The sequence below is a fragment of the Bradyrhizobium sp. 195 genome, assembly GCF_023101665.1.
Lineage (GTDB): Bacteria > Pseudomonadota > Alphaproteobacteria > Rhizobiales > Xanthobacteraceae > Bradyrhizobium.
Genome location: NZ_CP082161.1, coordinates 3,937,151 through 3,952,227, shown reverse-complemented (window position 1 = coordinate 3,952,227; position 15,077 = coordinate 3,937,151). Strand labels below are relative to the sequence as shown.

Annotated in this window: 15 protein-coding genes; 1 reads left to right on the top strand and 14 read right to left on the bottom strand. The window is 64.2% G+C overall.

Going from position 1 to position 15,077, the window contains the following annotated elements:
* Positions 1-18 precede the first annotated feature (18 nt).
* Positions 19-1,866, top strand: coding sequence for a glutaminase A (gene glsA, locus IVB26_RS18055; protein ID WP_247972878.1), 1,848 nt, complete (start codon positions 19-21; stop codon positions 1,864-1,866).
* A 38-nt stretch (positions 1,867-1,904) separates the two neighbouring features.
* Here glsA and IVB26_RS18050 read toward each other — a convergent pair whose 3' ends face one another.
* From IVB26_RS18050 to IVB26_RS17985, 14 genes are all read right to left on the bottom strand, one after another.
* Positions 1,905-2,207, bottom strand: coding sequence for a nucleoside triphosphate pyrophosphohydrolase family protein (locus IVB26_RS18050; protein WP_247972877.1), 303 nt, complete (start codon positions 2,205-2,207; stop codon positions 1,905-1,907).
* A gap of 26 nt (positions 2,208-2,233) precedes the next feature.
* A complete protein-coding gene (locus tag IVB26_RS18045) occupies positions 2,234-2,761 on the bottom strand; it encodes a carboxymuconolactone decarboxylase family protein (RefSeq protein ID WP_247972876.1) in 528 nt (175 codons plus the stop codon).
* Between the two features lie 595 nt (positions 2,762-3,356).
* Complete coding sequence (locus tag IVB26_RS18040; RefSeq protein ID WP_247972875.1) at positions 3,357-3,716, bottom strand: Zn-ribbon domain-containing OB-fold protein; 360 nt, start codon at positions 3,714-3,716, stop codon at positions 3,357-3,359.
* Positions 3,713-4,849, bottom strand: coding sequence for a thiolase family protein (locus IVB26_RS18035; RefSeq protein ID WP_247972874.1), 1,137 nt, complete (start codon positions 4,847-4,849; stop codon positions 3,713-3,715). Before IVB26_RS18035 ends, IVB26_RS18040 begins: the two co-directional genes overlap by 4 nt.
* Positions 4,846-6,060 carry a CaiB/BaiF CoA transferase family protein gene (locus tag IVB26_RS18030; RefSeq protein ID WP_247972873.1) on the bottom strand — a complete coding sequence of 405 codons (1,215 nt, stop codon included), beginning with the start codon at positions 6,058-6,060 and terminating at the stop codon, positions 4,846-4,848. Before IVB26_RS18030 ends, IVB26_RS18035 begins: the two co-directional genes overlap by 4 nt.
* A gap of 127 nt (positions 6,061-6,187) precedes the next feature.
* Positions 6,188-6,394: a hypothetical protein gene (locus IVB26_RS18025; protein WP_247312986.1), complete on the bottom strand. Its 207-nt coding sequence runs from the start codon at positions 6,392-6,394 to the stop codon at positions 6,188-6,190.
* A 196-nt stretch (positions 6,395-6,590) separates the two neighbouring features.
* Positions 6,591-7,760 carry an acetyl-CoA acetyltransferase gene (locus IVB26_RS18020; protein WP_247972872.1) on the bottom strand — a complete coding sequence of 390 codons (1,170 nt, stop codon included), beginning with the start codon at positions 7,758-7,760 and terminating at the stop codon, positions 6,591-6,593.
* 59 nt (positions 7,761-7,819) lie between these two features.
* Positions 7,820-8,470: a bifunctional 4-hydroxy-2-oxoglutarate aldolase/2-dehydro-3-deoxy-phosphogluconate aldolase gene (eda, locus tag IVB26_RS18015; RefSeq protein WP_247972871.1), complete on the bottom strand. Its 651-nt coding sequence runs from the start codon at positions 8,468-8,470 to the stop codon at positions 7,820-7,822.
* Positions 8,471-8,488: 18 nt separating this feature from the next.
* Entirely contained in the window at positions 8,489-9,463 is a 975-nt protein-coding gene (locus tag IVB26_RS18010; RefSeq protein ID WP_247973201.1) for a sugar kinase, read from the bottom strand.
* Between the two features lie 23 nt (positions 9,464-9,486).
* Complete coding sequence (gene denD, locus IVB26_RS18005; protein WP_247972870.1) at positions 9,487-10,473, bottom strand: D-erythronate dehydrogenase; 987 nt, start codon at positions 10,471-10,473, stop codon at positions 9,487-9,489.
* Between the two features lie 68 nt (positions 10,474-10,541).
* Positions 10,542-11,465 carry a carbohydrate ABC transporter permease gene (locus IVB26_RS18000; protein ID WP_247972869.1) on the bottom strand — a complete coding sequence of 308 codons (924 nt, stop codon included), beginning with the start codon at positions 11,463-11,465 and terminating at the stop codon, positions 10,542-10,544.
* Positions 11,458-12,375, bottom strand: a complete 918-nt coding sequence (locus tag IVB26_RS17995) for a carbohydrate ABC transporter permease (RefSeq protein WP_458309373.1) — start codon at positions 12,373-12,375, stop codon at positions 11,458-11,460. The genes IVB26_RS18000 and IVB26_RS17995 overlap by 8 nt, the downstream gene beginning before the upstream one ends.
* Before the next feature lie 100 nt (positions 12,376-12,475).
* Entirely contained in the window at positions 12,476-13,795 is a 1,320-nt protein-coding gene (locus IVB26_RS17990; RefSeq protein WP_247972867.1) for an ABC transporter substrate-binding protein, read from the bottom strand.
* Positions 13,796-13,841: 46 nt separating this feature from the next.
* Positions 13,842-14,909, bottom strand: a complete 1,068-nt coding sequence (locus tag IVB26_RS17985; protein ID WP_247972866.1) for an ABC transporter ATP-binding protein — start codon at positions 14,907-14,909, stop codon at positions 13,842-13,844.
* Between the last annotated feature and the right edge of the window lie 168 nt (positions 14,910-15,077).

Sequence of the window (15,077 nt, the reverse complement as noted above, 5' to 3'; positions counted from 1 at the left end):
CGTTGCACAAATGAGGCGATGAAGCCTCTCACGCCCGCCGCCTCGGCCTGGACCTGCTCGAAACCGCCTCTGCTGCGGTTTCTGGACAATTGCCTCAACGAATTCTCGGCCGAGACCTCGGGTAACGTTGCCGACTACATCCCCGAGCTGAGCAAGGCCAATCCTGCCTACTTTGGCATCAGCCTCGCGACACTGGATGGCCATGTCTACGAGGTCGGCGACTCCAGGGTGCCCTTCACCATCCAGTCGATGTCGAAGCCGTTCGTGTTCGCGCTGGCGCTGGACCTTTTGGGCGCAGGCAAGGTCGAGAGTGCGATCGGCGTCGAGCCCTCCGGCGATCCCTTCAACTCGATCCGGCTCAATTCGGAGAACCACCCGTTCAATCCGATGGTCAATGCCGGCGCGATCGCCTGCACCGGGCTGATCTACGACAGCAAGGGCGCGGCAGCCTTCGAGCAGATCCGCCTTGCTCTCGGCCGCTTTGCCGGACGCGAGCTTGCCGTGGACCAGGCCGTCTATGCCTCCGAAAGCCAGACCGGCGACCGCAACCGCGCCATCGGCTACCTGCTCAAGACCAACGCGGTGATCTCGGACAACGTCGCCGCCGTGCTCGACGTCTATTTCCGGCAATGCGCCGTGCTGGTGACCGCGCGCGACATCGCGGTGATGGCGGCAACGCTTGCCAATCGCGGGGTCAATCCGCTCACGGGCGAGCAGGTGCTGAGCGCTTACGCGATCTCGCGCACGCTTTCCGTGATGACGTCATCGGGCATGTACGACTATGCCGGCGAATGGATCTACCGCATCGGCATCCCCGCCAAGAGCGGCGTCGGCGGCGGCATTCTGGCCGCGCTCCCTGCCCGCCTCGGCCTCGGCAGCTATTCGCCGAAGCTCGACAAGCACGGCAACAGCGTGCGCGGCATCAAGGTCTGCGAGGCGCTGTCCTCGCATTACGATCTGCACATGCTCAATCGCAGCGACGATGCGCGTAACGCCGTCATCGCCGATTACGATATCGGCAAGAGTCCGTCACGCCGCGTGCGCCGGCCGCAGGAGCGCGAGATCCTGGCTGCACATGAGCAGGAGGTGCGGGTCATCGAGCTGGTCGGCACGCTGTCGCTGTCGGCCGTCGACTACGTCTCGCGCCGGCTGGCGGGACGACCGCGGCCGCAAATCGTCGTGTTCGACCTGCACCGCGTCACCTCCACCACCCGCGCCGGTGCGCGGCTCGTTGCCGAAACCTTCGAGGAGCTCGCGGCGCTGAACGTGACCGTCGTGCTGTCAGGCGTCAGGCGCACCTCCAAGGAATGGGACAGCTTGCGGGAATGGACCGCCGAGCTGAAGAACGTCCGCGACTTCTATTTGCTCGACACCGCGATCGAATGGGCCGAAGACCAGATCGTCTACCGCTATGGCGGCTCGATCGACTTTCACGAGACCACCGAGCTTGCCGAGCAGCCGCTGCTATCAGGTATGAGCGAAGAAGAGCTGACGGATCTCGCCTCGATCTGCACGATCGGAACCTTTCAGGCCGGCGCCAAGATCATCACCACGGGCGATCCCGCCGAATCCCTGTTCTTCCTGCGCAGCGGTGCGGTGCATGTCACGCTGCCCGACGGCGTGCGGCTGGCGACGCTGACCGCCGGCATGGCCTTCGGAGAGATGGCGCTGCTGGAGACGACGCGCTCGGCCGACGTCTTTGCCGACATGGCCGCGACCGCGTTCGAAGTGCCGCTGAAGGCGTTCGAACGCTTCCGCAATCAGCACCCGCGCGCCAGCGAGCGCGTCATGCGCAATCTGGCCCAGCTGTTGGCCGATCGCCTGATCGTCGCGAATGCGAGGGTGGATATTCTGACGTCGACGTAACGATTCAAGACATGATGGGATGGGCCGCGCCTGGCCGTCTACCGGCTCGCCGCCTCGCTCAGGCGTCGCTTGATCTTGGCGGTGCTTGCCTTGAGCACTTCAGATGGCTGCTGACCAGTCGCGGCACAGAGACAGGCCCAATAATAGATGACATCGCCCAGCTCATCGACGAGGCCAGCCTTGTCGAGCCAGTCATCGCGCAGGAGCTTCTTGATGTGGTCGGCGACCTCGCCGGCTTCGCTGGCAAGGCCAAGTCCAAGATAGGACAGCCGCTCGTTCGACGGATGCTCATCGACCTTCGCAATGCTCGCGGCCCAGGCCGCATATTCGTCGATCGTCATGAGCATCCCTCGCCGCGGATTTTGAATCAGCCCACCACTTCCGTCACGGGCTGCAGGTCGATCTCGAATGTCTCCAAGAACTTTGACGTCATGATGTAGAAGCCGACCGAGAGCTGGAGCTCGACCAGCGCGGCCGGCGTCAGCTTCGCTGCGATCGCCTTGAAGGTCGCATCCGCCGGCTTCTTCAGCGTCACGATCTCGTCTGTGAAGGCGAGCGCCGCGCGCTGCACCTCGTTGAAGCAGGTCGCCGCCTGCCAGTCCGCGAGCGCCTCGTTCTGCTCGTCGGTGACGCCGACATTCTTGCCGATGCGTTTGTGCGCGACGATCTCGTACGGCGCCTCGCACAAAATGCCGGTGCGGGTGATTGCGAGCTCGCGCACGATGGGGTCGAGCTCGCCCTTGTGGCGGATGGCGCCGCCCAGGCGGCAGTACTGCTCGAAATAGCTTGGGGAGTGCGCCATCATGCGGAAGATGTTGGCATTGCGATTCTTGTCGAGAATTTCGCGGGTGCGGTCGGAGGCCTTGGACGGGTCGCTGTAGTTGATGCGGGCCATGATTTTCCTGAAGTTTTCCCTGAATTTTTGATGCTTTTTGTCGTTGTCGGCGGGAGTTCTCTGAAACTCTATTCTTGCGCCGACGCAGGAGCAACATCATCGAGTCAAATTGCCGCCGCATTGCTGATCGACCTTGGAACGGTCGATATTCGCCGCGTGGGGACAAATCGCGGTGAGTACTCGCAAGTGGGGTGTTCCGAGTAAAACAATTGGCCGTCGGGTGCGCTAGCCGCACAACGATGAGTCACGCCCAAGTCTAGGGAGAAAAAGGCATGAAGGAAGCCACCAAGGGGGCGGCCTCGGGAGCGCTCGCGCATATGCTGGCGGTGACGGCGATGCTCGTCATCGCCAGCATCTTGTTCTACGGGCGTTAGCTGGAGTTTTAGAGTTTTCGTCATTCCGGGGTGGCGCCTCGCACAGCGCCAGGCCCAGAATCCCGTTCCAGGCTCGGTCCTTCGGACCGCCCCCGAATGACGGATCCCGCGAATCGCTCTCGGCAGTAGCCCGGATGGAGCGAAGCCCAATCCGGGAAAGTCTATTGCGGGGTGAGACTCCCGGATTTCGCTGCGCTCCATCCGGGCTACAGCATCCCCCACTATTTGCTCTTTGCAAAAAACGGCACGAGCCTGCCGGCGAACGGCTTGAAGCTTGCAACGACCGAATCGCCGATGGCAAGGTCATTCTCGCCATGGCCCATCATGCGAAAACCCTCGGCGCAATCGACCAGCAGGATGTTGTAGGGCACGTGGGCGCGCGTCTCTGGCGTGGCGGCACGGCAGACCAGCGAGGTCGCGTAGACCCTGCCCTTGCCGCTGGCACGCTGCTCACGCGGATCGGAGGCGCCGCACGCCGCGCAGAAGGCGCGGTGGAAATACTGCACATGGCCGCACGCGGTGCAGGTCTGGAAGGTGATGGCCTGTTCGCCCTTGGTCCAATCCGTCAGACGCCCGCTCATCGCACCCGCTCCAGGAACATGCTGACATGGGACGACAGCACACCGCCGTCGCCATGCAACAAGGCGATCGAGGCATCGCGCACCTGGCGGCCAGCCGCCCGTCCCGTCATCTGCAAATGCGCCTCGACCAGATGCGCCATGGCGCCGCCGACGCCGCAATGGCCGTAGCTGAGCAGGCCGCCATGGGTGTTCAACGGCATCGCGCCGTCGCGGCCGAAATGACCTGATCGCACGCGGGCAGCCGCCTCGCCGCGCCCGGCAAGGCCGAGGTCTTCCAGCAGCATCGCGAGCGTGATGGTGAAACTGTCGTAGATCGCCGCATAGCGCACGTCGGAGATTGCAAGGCCGGTGGCCTTCTTGGCGCGCGCGATGGAAATCTCGGCGCCGAGCTCACTGAGCGCGGGTGCGGCCGTGACATGCTGATGGGTGTGGGCTTGCGCGCAGCCGCGGATGCGGACGCCCGCCTCCCCGGTCCGCTCGCGGCTGATGACGAAGGCCGCACCGCCATCGGAGACCGGGCAGCAGTCGAGCAGTTTTAGGGGCATCGCCACCGGCTTCGAGGCCATGACGTCGGCGACGGTGATGGGATCGTGGAATTGGGCGCCGGGATGGGTGCAGGCGTGGGCGCGCATCAGCACCGCGAACTCGGCGAGATCTTCTTCCGTCACGCCATATTCGTGCATGTACCTGCTGGCGACGAGGCCGTAATAGGCGGGAATGGTCGGACCCAGCGGCACCTCGTAGTCGGGATGGCCGACCTGCGCCAGCGCCTGGATCGAGGCGTCGCGGCTCTGCCCGGTAAGACGGTTCTCGCCGGCGACGACCAGCACGTGGCGCGCGACGCCTGATACGACGAGATGATGCGCCAGCATCGTCATCGCGAGCCCCGTCGCGCCGCCAACCTGCACGGCGTGGGCATAAGCGGGACGGATGCCAAAGTGCTCGGCGAAGACGGTCGCCAGCATGATGTGGGGCGAGACGGTGGAATAGCCGCAGAGGATGCCGTCGATGTCGGATCGCTTCAGCCCGGCATCGTCAAGCGCGGCTTGCGCCGCTTGGCTCATCAGATCGAGCGAGGATGAGCCTTCATGCTTGCCGAAAGATGTGAGGCCGACGCCGGTGATGAAGCTCATGGCGCCCCTCCCTCCTCCGGCGGTGACCGCGTGACGCCATCGCGGACCATGGCGGCGATCTCGTCCTGGGAGTAGCCAACCTCGCGAAGGATCTCCGCGCCGTGCTCGTTGAGCTGGGGCGCCAGCCGCACCGGCTCGGCTTCGCTCTCCGACCACGTCGCCGTCACCTTCATGCTGCGGATCGGACCTTCCGTCGGATGGGTCACGACCGGGAAGAAGCCGGTCGCCTCCAGATGCTCATCGTGCAACATCGACGCCAGGTCGTGCATCGGCATGACCGGCACGTCGGCCTTGGTGAGCAGATCGATCCACTCGGCCGTGGTGCGCGTCTCGAAGATGCGCGCGAGCTCGGCATAGACGACGTCGATGTTGGCGGCGCGCCCCGCGAAGGTCGCGAATTTGGGATCGGCGCGAAGATCATCGCGCGCGGTCGCCTTGAAGAAATTCTCCCACTGCTTGTCGTTGTAGACGATGACGCTGAGATAGCCGTCCGAGGTCTTGTAGGGCCTCCGATCCCGCGACAGATGGCGGGCATAGCCGCCCTTGTCGAGCGGCGGCTCGTAGGTGAGCCCGCCCATATGGTCGCCCATGACGAAGCCGGCCATGGTCTCGAACATCGGGATGTCGACGCGCTGGCCACGGCCGGTGCGATCGCGGTGCACCAGGCTGGCGCAGATCGCGCCGACGGCGGTGAGGCCGACGATGCGATCGACCAGCGCATTCGGCACGTAGCGCGGCACACCGTCGCCGGTTTGCGCCATCAGCGCCGGCAGTGCGGTGGCGCCCTGGATCAGGTCGTCATAGGCGGGTTTTGCCGCATAGGGCCCGTCCTGGCCGAAGCCGAACACGCCGGCATAGACCAGGCGCGGATTGATGGCGGAGACGACATCGTAGCCGAGCTGCAGCCGCGCCATGGCCTGCGGGCGGACGTTGTAGACGAGGACGTCGGCGTCCTTCAGCAGCCGCAGCACGGCGTCCCGGCCAGCAGGCTTTTTCAGATCGAGGCAGATCGAGCGCTTGCTGCGGTTGGTGTTGAGAAACACCGGGCCCATGCCGGCGTGACGCATCGGGCCGATCAGGCGGGTGACGTCGCCGTCGAGCGATTCCACCTTGATGACATCGGCACCGTAGTCGCCGAGCATCTGGGTCGCATAGGGCCCCATCAGCACGGTGGTCATGTCGATGACCTTGATGCCCTTCAGCGGCCCCATCGTTCGCTCCCGATTGCGCAAGGGCCAAGGCGCGGCCTTGCGATTTCGGTCCAGCTAAAGGCAGCGAGGCCGCGCGCGCAAGGGCGGCCGGCGTATGGCCGCATGCGCCGCGCGGCGATATCGGCCGCTATTTCTTCTGGCGGGATTCGCGGATCTTGAGCAGCCGGTCGAGTTCGTCATTCTGCTGGCTGATGCGGTCGGCGATGCGCGACTCGTTCTGCTCGCCCGAGGCGGCCGCGGCCTGCTCGATGAGCTGGCGGATATTGTCCTCGATGATCGCGATGCGATCGTTGAGTGCGTCCATCGACAGTGAAGTTTCGTAGTCAGTGCTCATGATGCATTTCCCGCAAATCAATCAGGAGCGTAAGGTGGGCAAAACGAAGCGCGCCCACCATGATCTAGCGCAAGGGCCGTAGGGTGGATTAGCCGCAGGCGTAATCCACCAACTCTGTCTCCGCGGAGACAAAAGAGGTGGGTTACGCCAGCGGCCTGCGCTTCGCGCAGCCGCCAGCTAACCCACCCTACAAAACCTACTTCAGCGGCTCCAGCACGGAGACGTAGTTCGCCACCGCGGCGCCGCCCATGTTGAAGATGCCGCCGAGCTTGGCGTTCTTCAGCTGCATGCCCTCGGGCGCCTGCCCTGCGAGCTGCATCGCGGTCATCACATGCATGGAGACGCCGGTGGCGCCGATCGGGTGGCCCTTGGCCTTCAGGCCGCCGGACGGGTTGACCGGCAGCTTGCCGTCCTTCAGCGTCCAGCCTTCCTTGATGGCGCGGGCGCCCTGGCCCTTCGGCGTCAGGCCCATCGCTTCGTACTCGATCAGCTCGGCGACCGTGAAGCAATCATGGGTCTCGACGAAGGAGAGATCGGACAGGGTCACGCCCGCCTTTTCCAGCGCGCGCTGCCAGGCAACCGTGCAGCCCTCGAACTGCAGGATGTCGCGCTTGGACATCGGCAGAAAATCCTGGGCGTGCGCGGTGGCGCGGAAGCCGATCGACTTGGTCATGGCCTTGGCGGTCTCGGCATCGGCCAAAACCAGCGCGGCGGCGCCGTCGGAGACCAGCGAGCAGTCGGTGCGCTTCAGGGGACCGGCGACGTAAGGGTTCTTCTCGCTCTCGGCGCGGCAGAAGTCGAAGCCAAAATCCTTGCGCATCTGGGCGAAGGGATTGGCGACGCCGTTCTTGTGGTTCTTGGCCGCGATCAGCGCCAGCGCATCGGACTGGTCGCCGTATTTCTGGAAATAGGAGCTGGCGATCTTGCCGAACACGCCGGCAAAGCCGCCGACGGTGTCGCCGTCCTCAGGCAGATAGGACGCCTTGAGCAGGTTCTTGCCGATCTCCGCGCTAGGGGTGCGCGTCATCTGCTCGACGCCGACGACCAGCACGATCTTGGCGGCACCTGCGGCAATCGCGCGCAGGCCCTGGTGAACGGCGGCCGAGCCGGTCGCGCAGGCGTTCTCGACCCGGGTGGTCGGCTTGAAGCGCAGCTTCGGGTCGGCCTGGAGCACTAGGGAGGCGGTAAAATCCTGCGGCGAGAAGCCGGCGTTGAAATGGCCGAGCACGATCTCGTCGACATCGCCGGCCGAAATGCCGGCATCGGCCAGCGCCTCATTGGCAACGCGGGTGACGAGACTTTCGACGGTTTCGGTGTCGAACTTGCCGAACGGCGTATGCGCCCATCCGACGATGCTGGCGGTCATGGTCTTTTCTCCCTGGAGTCCTGTCCTGAGCTAAGTCTTAGCCCAGGGATGGCAAGACTTCACGTGGCTTTCAGGGCCTTGAGGGTGCGCTGGCAGATGGCAGTTATGCCGGCCCAGTTCCCGGCCCGGATCTCCGCCGTCGGACACAGCCAGGAACCGCCGACCGCGACCACATTGGGCTCGGCGAGCCAACTCGCCGCATTGGCTTCGCCGACCCCGCCGGTCGGGCAGAACCGCACGTTCGGGAACGGGCCACCGAGGGCGCGCAGGCCCTTGATGCCGCCGGCCTGCTCGGCCGGAAAGAACTTTGCGACATCGAGGCCGTAGGACAGTGCCATCATCAGCTCGGACGCCGTCGCGATGCCCGGCGCGAACGGCAAGGAGCTGTGCGCGGCGGCCTTGAGGAGGTCGGGTGTCAGGCCCGGGCTGATGCCGAAAGCGACGCCAAGCTTCTCGACACGGGTGAAGTCGGCCGGATTGAGGATCGTGCCGATACCAACGACCGCCTCCGGCACTTCGGCCATCATCGCCCGCGCGGCCTCGATCGCAACGGGGGTGCGCAGCGTCACCTCCAGCGTGCGGACGCCGCCGGCGACCAGTGCCCGCGCCAGCGGCACGGCATCCTGGATGCGCTCGATGGTGAGGACGGGAATGACGGTGGCGTCCCTGAACAGCGCGACGAGGTGGTTCTGTTGGGCAGTCGTGGGCATCTTGTGGATCTTTTCGTTTTACTTGGTCGCTTGGCGCGTGGCCGCCGGCCGGTGCCGCTTCTTCGGTGGCATGGCATAGCCCGGAATGATGGCGCCGGGATAGCAGATCACGAGGCTGGCGAGACGATGCCCGGCCTGGGCCGCCTCCACCGGATCCGAGCCACCTAGCCGGGCCGCGATATAGGCCGCGGCAAAGCTGTCGCCGGCCGCCGTGGTGTCAACGACGGGTTCTATCATGGGTTCGGCGCGGACCTCGTGGGTGCCGCCCGGAAAGCGCAAGAGGCTCACCGGCTCGGTCAGCCGGAACACCAGTTCGGGCGTGGGGATGCGCGCCATCAATTGCTCGTGGCTCTCGCCAGGATAGAGCGCGAGCAGGTCCTCGGTCGAGGTCAGCACGATGTCGGCGGCCGCAAACGCCGCAGCAAACACCTCGCGCGCGACATCGCGATCCGGCCACCCCCGCGCGCGGAAATTGGTGTCAAACACGAAGCGGGTGCCGAGCAGGCGCGCGCGCTTGATCGCCGTGAACAGGCGCTCGCGCCCGCCCGCGTCGTAGATCGAGAGCGTGATTGCGGAGAGATAGACGATGTCGTAGCTCGTCAGCGAGTTGAGCAGTTCGTCCGTCTCGGGCAGTTTCATCAGCTCGCGCGCCGCCGCGCTGTCGCGCCAGTGAAAGAACTGGCGCTCGCCCTTTGCATCCGTCTGGATCATGTAGAGGCCGGGCAGCTTGCCCGCCAGGCGCATGACGCGCCTCGTGCCGACGCCCTCGGCATTCCAGGCCGCGATCATTTCATCGCTGAGACCGTCATCGCCGAGCGCCGTGAGATAGTCGACCTTGACCTCGAGCCGCGCGAGGTACACCGCGGTGTTGAGCGTGTCGCCGCCGAAGCCGCGCGAATACAGGCCGCCGCCCTGCCCCTGCCCGGCAGACGCGCCGCCCTGGGCCTGCCGGAGCTCGACCATGCATTCGCCGATGCAAGCAACGCTCGCCATCATGTGACCCGCTCAGTCAGAGATCAGGCGACGAAGTTGCCGCCGAGCTCATCTTCGATGTGAATGCGGATGATGTCGTCGAACGTCTTCTCGGCGGTGGTGAAGCCGAGCTCGAGCGACCGCTTTGCGTTGAAATTGCGCGGCCAGCCGCCGACGATGCCGACGATGAAGGGATCGGGCTCGCGCTTGATGCGCGCGGCGACCTTCTCGCCCGCAACCCGCTTCAACGCGGCGATCTGCTCGCCGACCGTCGCCGACAGGCCGGGCATGGTCAGATTGCGGCGCGGGCCGACCGCGGCAAGGTCCATGGTGCCGGCGTGGAGCAGGAAGCCCACCGCGGAGCGCGGTGTGGCGTGCCAGTGACGAACGTCCTCGGAGACGGGAAGAACCGCTTCCTTGCCTGCCAGAGGTTCGCGCAGGATGTTGGAGAAGAAGCCCGATGCCGCCTTGTTGGGCAGGCCGGGCCGGATGCAGATGGTCGGCAGGCGGATGCCGATGCCGTCGAGGAAGCCACGGCGCGAATAGTCGGCGAGCAGGAGTTCGCCGATCGCCTTCTGGGCGCCGTAGCTGAGCAGCGGCGTATGGAAGAACTCGTCGCCGATCGCATCCGGGAACGGCGCGCCGAACACCGCGATCGAGGACGTGAAGACCACGCGCGGCTTGTAGCCGCCGCCCACGAGCCTGACGGCATCGAGCAGCATCCGGGTGCCGTCGAGATTGATGCGGTAGCCCTTGTCGAAATCGAGTTCGGCTTCGCCGGAGACGATGGCGGCAAGATGGAAGATCACGTCCGGGCGGCCGGCGATCAGCTTTTCGGCAGCGCCCGGCACGGCGAAATCGCCCGACACCGTCTCGACGGGGAAACCAGCCTTCTCCGGCTTCTTCGGCTCGACCACGTCGTGCATGGTCAGTTTCGTGATGTCGCTCTTGCCGAGCCGTCCGTCGCGCAACAGCCGTTCACACAATTTGCGGCCGACCATGCCGGCGGCACCCAGAACCAGAACGTGCAAGAGCTTAACTCCTTTTTATTGGCCGGAACGCGCAGCCTCCAGCGCGCTCCCATGGCAGACCCCCGCGATCACTCCTTCACGGCGCCGGTCATCGCGGACACATAATGCTCCACGAAGAAGGCGTAAAGGATGACGAGCGGCAGCGAGCCGGCCAGGGCTCCCGCCATCAGCGAACCCCAGCGGTAGATGTCACCATCCACGAACTCGTTGACGATTGCGACCGGCACCGTCTTGTTGCTGGTCGACTGCAGGAAGGTCAACGCGTAGATGAACTCGTTCCAGCACAGCGTGAAGCAGAAGATGAAGGCCGAGATCAGGCCGGGGATTGCCAGCGGCAAAACGATCTTGATCAGGATCTGCCAGCGACTCGCCCCGTCGATCAGCGCGCATTCCTCGAGCTCGAACGGGATGGTCTTGAAATAGCCCATCAGCAGCCAGGTCGAGAAGGGGATCAGGATGGTCGGATAGGTCAGAATCAACGCCAGCGGCGAGTCGAACAGACCATACTGAAACACGACGGTGGCGAGCGGAATGAACAGGATCGACGGCGGCACGAGATAGGCGAGGAAGATCAGCCCGCCGACGAGATTGGCGCCCTTGTAGCGCAAGCGCACGATGGCGTAGGCAGCCAACACCGATGCGATGATCGAGAGCACCGTGGCGCAGACCGCCACGTACATCGTGTTCCAGAGCCAGTGCGGATAGTAGCTCTCGAACAGCAGCTTGTGGAAATGCTTGAAGGTCGGATTCCAGGTCCAGAACGGGTTGTACCTGTCGAGATCGAGCAGCTGCTCGTCCGGCTTCACCGAGGTCAGCGCCATCCAGTAGAACGGAAACAACAGCACCACGACGATGATCGCGAGCGGCAGGTACAGCGTCACCATCCGGCGCGGCACCGACTGCAGATAGCTCATGCCCTCGCTGTTATCGACGCGCGCGGGCGCAGATATGACGGACTTGAGGTCGACTTTCGAGGCAGGAAGATCAGTCATTGTTTTCTCCCTGTTGCCACTTGCGACGCTGCAGGCCGAACCAGGACACCATGATCGCCGCGAGCAGGAATGGAATCATGGCGCTCGAGATCGCCGCGCCCTCGCCGAGTTGCCCGGCGATGATCGCGCGCTGGTAGGACAGCGTCGCCATCAGATGGGTGGCGTTGACGGGGCCGCCGCGCGTCATTGCCCAGATCAGCTGGAAGTCGGTGAAGGTGAACAGCACCGAGAAGGTCATCACGACGGCGATGATCGGCGTCAGCAGCGGATAGGTGATGAACCGGAAATTCTGCCAGCGTGTGGCGCCGTCGAGCGTTGCGGCCTCATAGAGCGACGGCGACACCGTCTGCAGGCCCGCGAGCAGCGTGATCGCCACGAAAGGCACGCCGCGCCAAATATTGGCGAAGATCACGCAAATGCGCGCCCAGGTCGTATCGCCGAGGAAGTTGATGTTTTGATCGATCACACCGAGATGCCTCAGCGACCAGGAGATGATCGAGAATTGGGAGTCGAAAATCCACCAGAACGCCAATGCCGAGAGCACCGTCGGCACGATGAAGGGGATGAGGACCATCGCGCGCAGCATCGCCTTGAACGGCATATTCTCGTTCAGCAGCAGCGCGAGATAGAGCCCGATCGCGAATTTGAGGGCGCTGGCGACGAAGGTGTAGAGCAGCGTGTTGAACACCGACAGCCAGAAGATGGAATCGTCCCACAGCCACTCATAGTTCTCGGTGGCGACAAAGTGCCCGACCCTGCCGATGCGGGTGTCCGTGAAGGACAGCCAGATCCCGAGCCCCAGCGGATACGCCAGGAAGAAGATCAGGAACGCCATGGCCGGCACCATGAACCAGAAGCCGAGCCAGTTGCGATTGTGTTTGAGCTGGGTCCAGGCGGTGTCCTCGCTCATTTGAGGCTTGGCCCGGGGAATTGCGACATCAGCCATGCCCGATATCCCTGATCGAAATGTTGACGAGCGGGCGGCGCGACTGCCGCCCGCTCCGTGACGCTTAGCGATAGATGCGCTTCAGCTGGCGCTCGGCTTCCGCCATCGCGCCCTTCGCATCCTTGGTGCCGGTGCAGTAGTTGGCGAACATGTCGACGACGATGAAGTCGGCGATTGCCGTTGCCGCCTTTTCGCCGACCGAACCGATACCGGCCGCCGGCAGCGTGCGCTTGGAGGCCTGCGAGAACACGGCATTCTTGGGATCGGCCTTCCAGATCGGCGCCGACTCATAGCCGTTCAAGGTCTGCGTCAGGTAGCCCTGCGCGCCGTCCAGCCACTTCTCGTAGTTCTCCTTCTCCAGCATGAAGGCGACGAAGGCCTTCGCCGCGTTCGGATATTTGGTGAAGTTGAAGGCGAGAATCGGCAGCGCAAGCTGCAGCTCGCTCGGCTTGCCGACCGGTCCGACCGGCCAGAGCGCGTGATAGGTGTCCTCGGCCAGCTCCTTCTTGCTCGCATCGGTCTTGGCGGCGACGTAGATCGAGATGCCGTTGGCCGTGCAGTAGAGCTCGCCGGCGAGGAAAGCCTTGTTGTTGGAGGAATCGTTCCAGGACGCCGTGCCCGGGATGAAGCTCTCGTACAGCGCCTTGCAATATTCCAGCGCCTTCGCCGTCTCCGGCGAATTGATGATGATCTTGTCGTTCTGGTCGACCGTGTAGGCGCCGTGGCCCCACAGCACCCAGTGCAGCCACGAATTGCCGTCACCCGACGCATGCCCGAGCGCGAAGCCGGCCGGCGTGTTGTTCGCCTTCAGCGCCTTGCACATCTCGAGGAAGCCGGGGAAATCTTTCGGGAATTCCTTGAACCCTGCCTTGTCGAGCGCCGACTTGCGGTACGTCATGTAACCGCCGTTGGTTGCAACGGGGATGCCGAGCCAGTCGTTGCCCTGCTTGCAGGTCTTGGCGGCCGCATCGGTCCAGCCACCATATTTGTTGCCGAGATAATCGGCGACGTCGTTCATCTTCAGCACTTTGGTGGGGAACAGCTGCGGCAGCGTGTGCAAGCCCCAAGCGAGATCGAGCCCGGAGCCCGTATTGGCCGCAACCGAGGCCTTTGGCTGCACGTCCTCGAAGGATTCGCTGAACACGTTCATCTCGGTGCCGGTGGCAGCCTTGAACGCCGCGACCATCGCGTTGAACGCATCGTCTTCCGCCGGCACGAAGCGCTTCCAGCGCATCACGGTCAGCTTGGCGCCGGGCTCCGCCTTCCAGGGCGCGCTCTGCGCCCAGGCCTTCGCGAAATCGAACAGCGCCGGCCCGGTGAGCATGCCGGTTGCAGCCAGTGCCGTTCCGCCCTGAAGCAGAGTCCGGCGGGTAAAGTCTTGCATGTCGTCCTCCCTGTGATGCTTTTTATTGTCTTAACTTAAACTTACGCTACGCGTTCAGGCGCTTTCCCGTCGCCTCGTCGAACAAGTGCACCAGTGACGGGTCCGGCTTCAGCCGGACCTTGTCGCCCGGGTTGAACTGGTGGCGTTCGCGGAAGACCGCGACGACCTGCTCGCCGCCGATCTTGGCGAACACTTGCGTCTCCGAGCCGGTCGGCTCGACCACGATGATCTCGGCCTCGGCGCCGTCGTCGGCGATGGTGAAATGCTCCGGCCGCACGCCGTAGACTGCGGGAAGGCCGTCGGACGCCGCGGGCGCGGTCTTGAGCGGCAGCTTGACGCCGTTCGGCCCTTCGAAGGTGGCAACGCCGTTGACGCGCACATGCCCCTTCAGGAAGTTCATCGCGGGCGAGCCGATGAAGCCGGCGACGAACTGGTTGTCCGGCTTGTCGTAGAGCTCGAGCGGCGTGCCCATTTGCTCGACGATGCCGTCATGCATGACGACGATCTTGTCAGCCATGGTCATGGCTTCGATCTGATCGTGGGTGACGTAGACGGTGGTCGTCTTCAGCCGCTGGTGCAGCTCCTTGATCTCGGTGCGCATGGCGACGCGCAGCTTGGCGTCGAGGTTGGACAAGGGCTCGTCGAACAGGAAGACCTGCGGGTCGCGCACGATGGCGCGGCCCATCGCGACGCGCTGGCGCTGACCGCCCGAGAGCTGGCGCGGATAGCGATCGAGCAGCGGCGACAGCGCGAGAATTTCGGCAGCCCGCTTGACGCGCTTGTTGATCTCGTCGGAGCCGGCATTCCGCAGCTTCAGCGAGAAGCCCATGTTGTCGGCCACCGTCATGTGCGGATAGAGCGCGTAGTTCTGGAAGACCATTGCAATGTCCCGCTCCTTCGGCTGGACATTGTTGACGACGCGGTCGCCGATCGAGATCGTGCCGGAGGTGATGTTCTCGAGACCCGCGAGCATGCGCAGAAGCGTCGACTTGCCGCAGCCGGAGGGGCCGACCAGAACGACGAACTGGCCGTCCTCGATCGGTACAGTCACGCCGTGCAGGACTTCAAAATTGCCGAACGATTTCCGCACGTCGCGGATTTGCACAGACGACATCTAGCTCCCTCCTCGAAAGTCCACGACGCCTCTAGCGCCGCGACCGTCTTGTTTTTCAGACTTCGCCGAACCAAGGCCCGACCTTAGCGGGCTATATTGTCGGCAGTTTGTGCGGTTTTGGCAATTTGTCTTTGGTTAGTCGCTGCTGGTAGCGCTGTCAACGTTCCT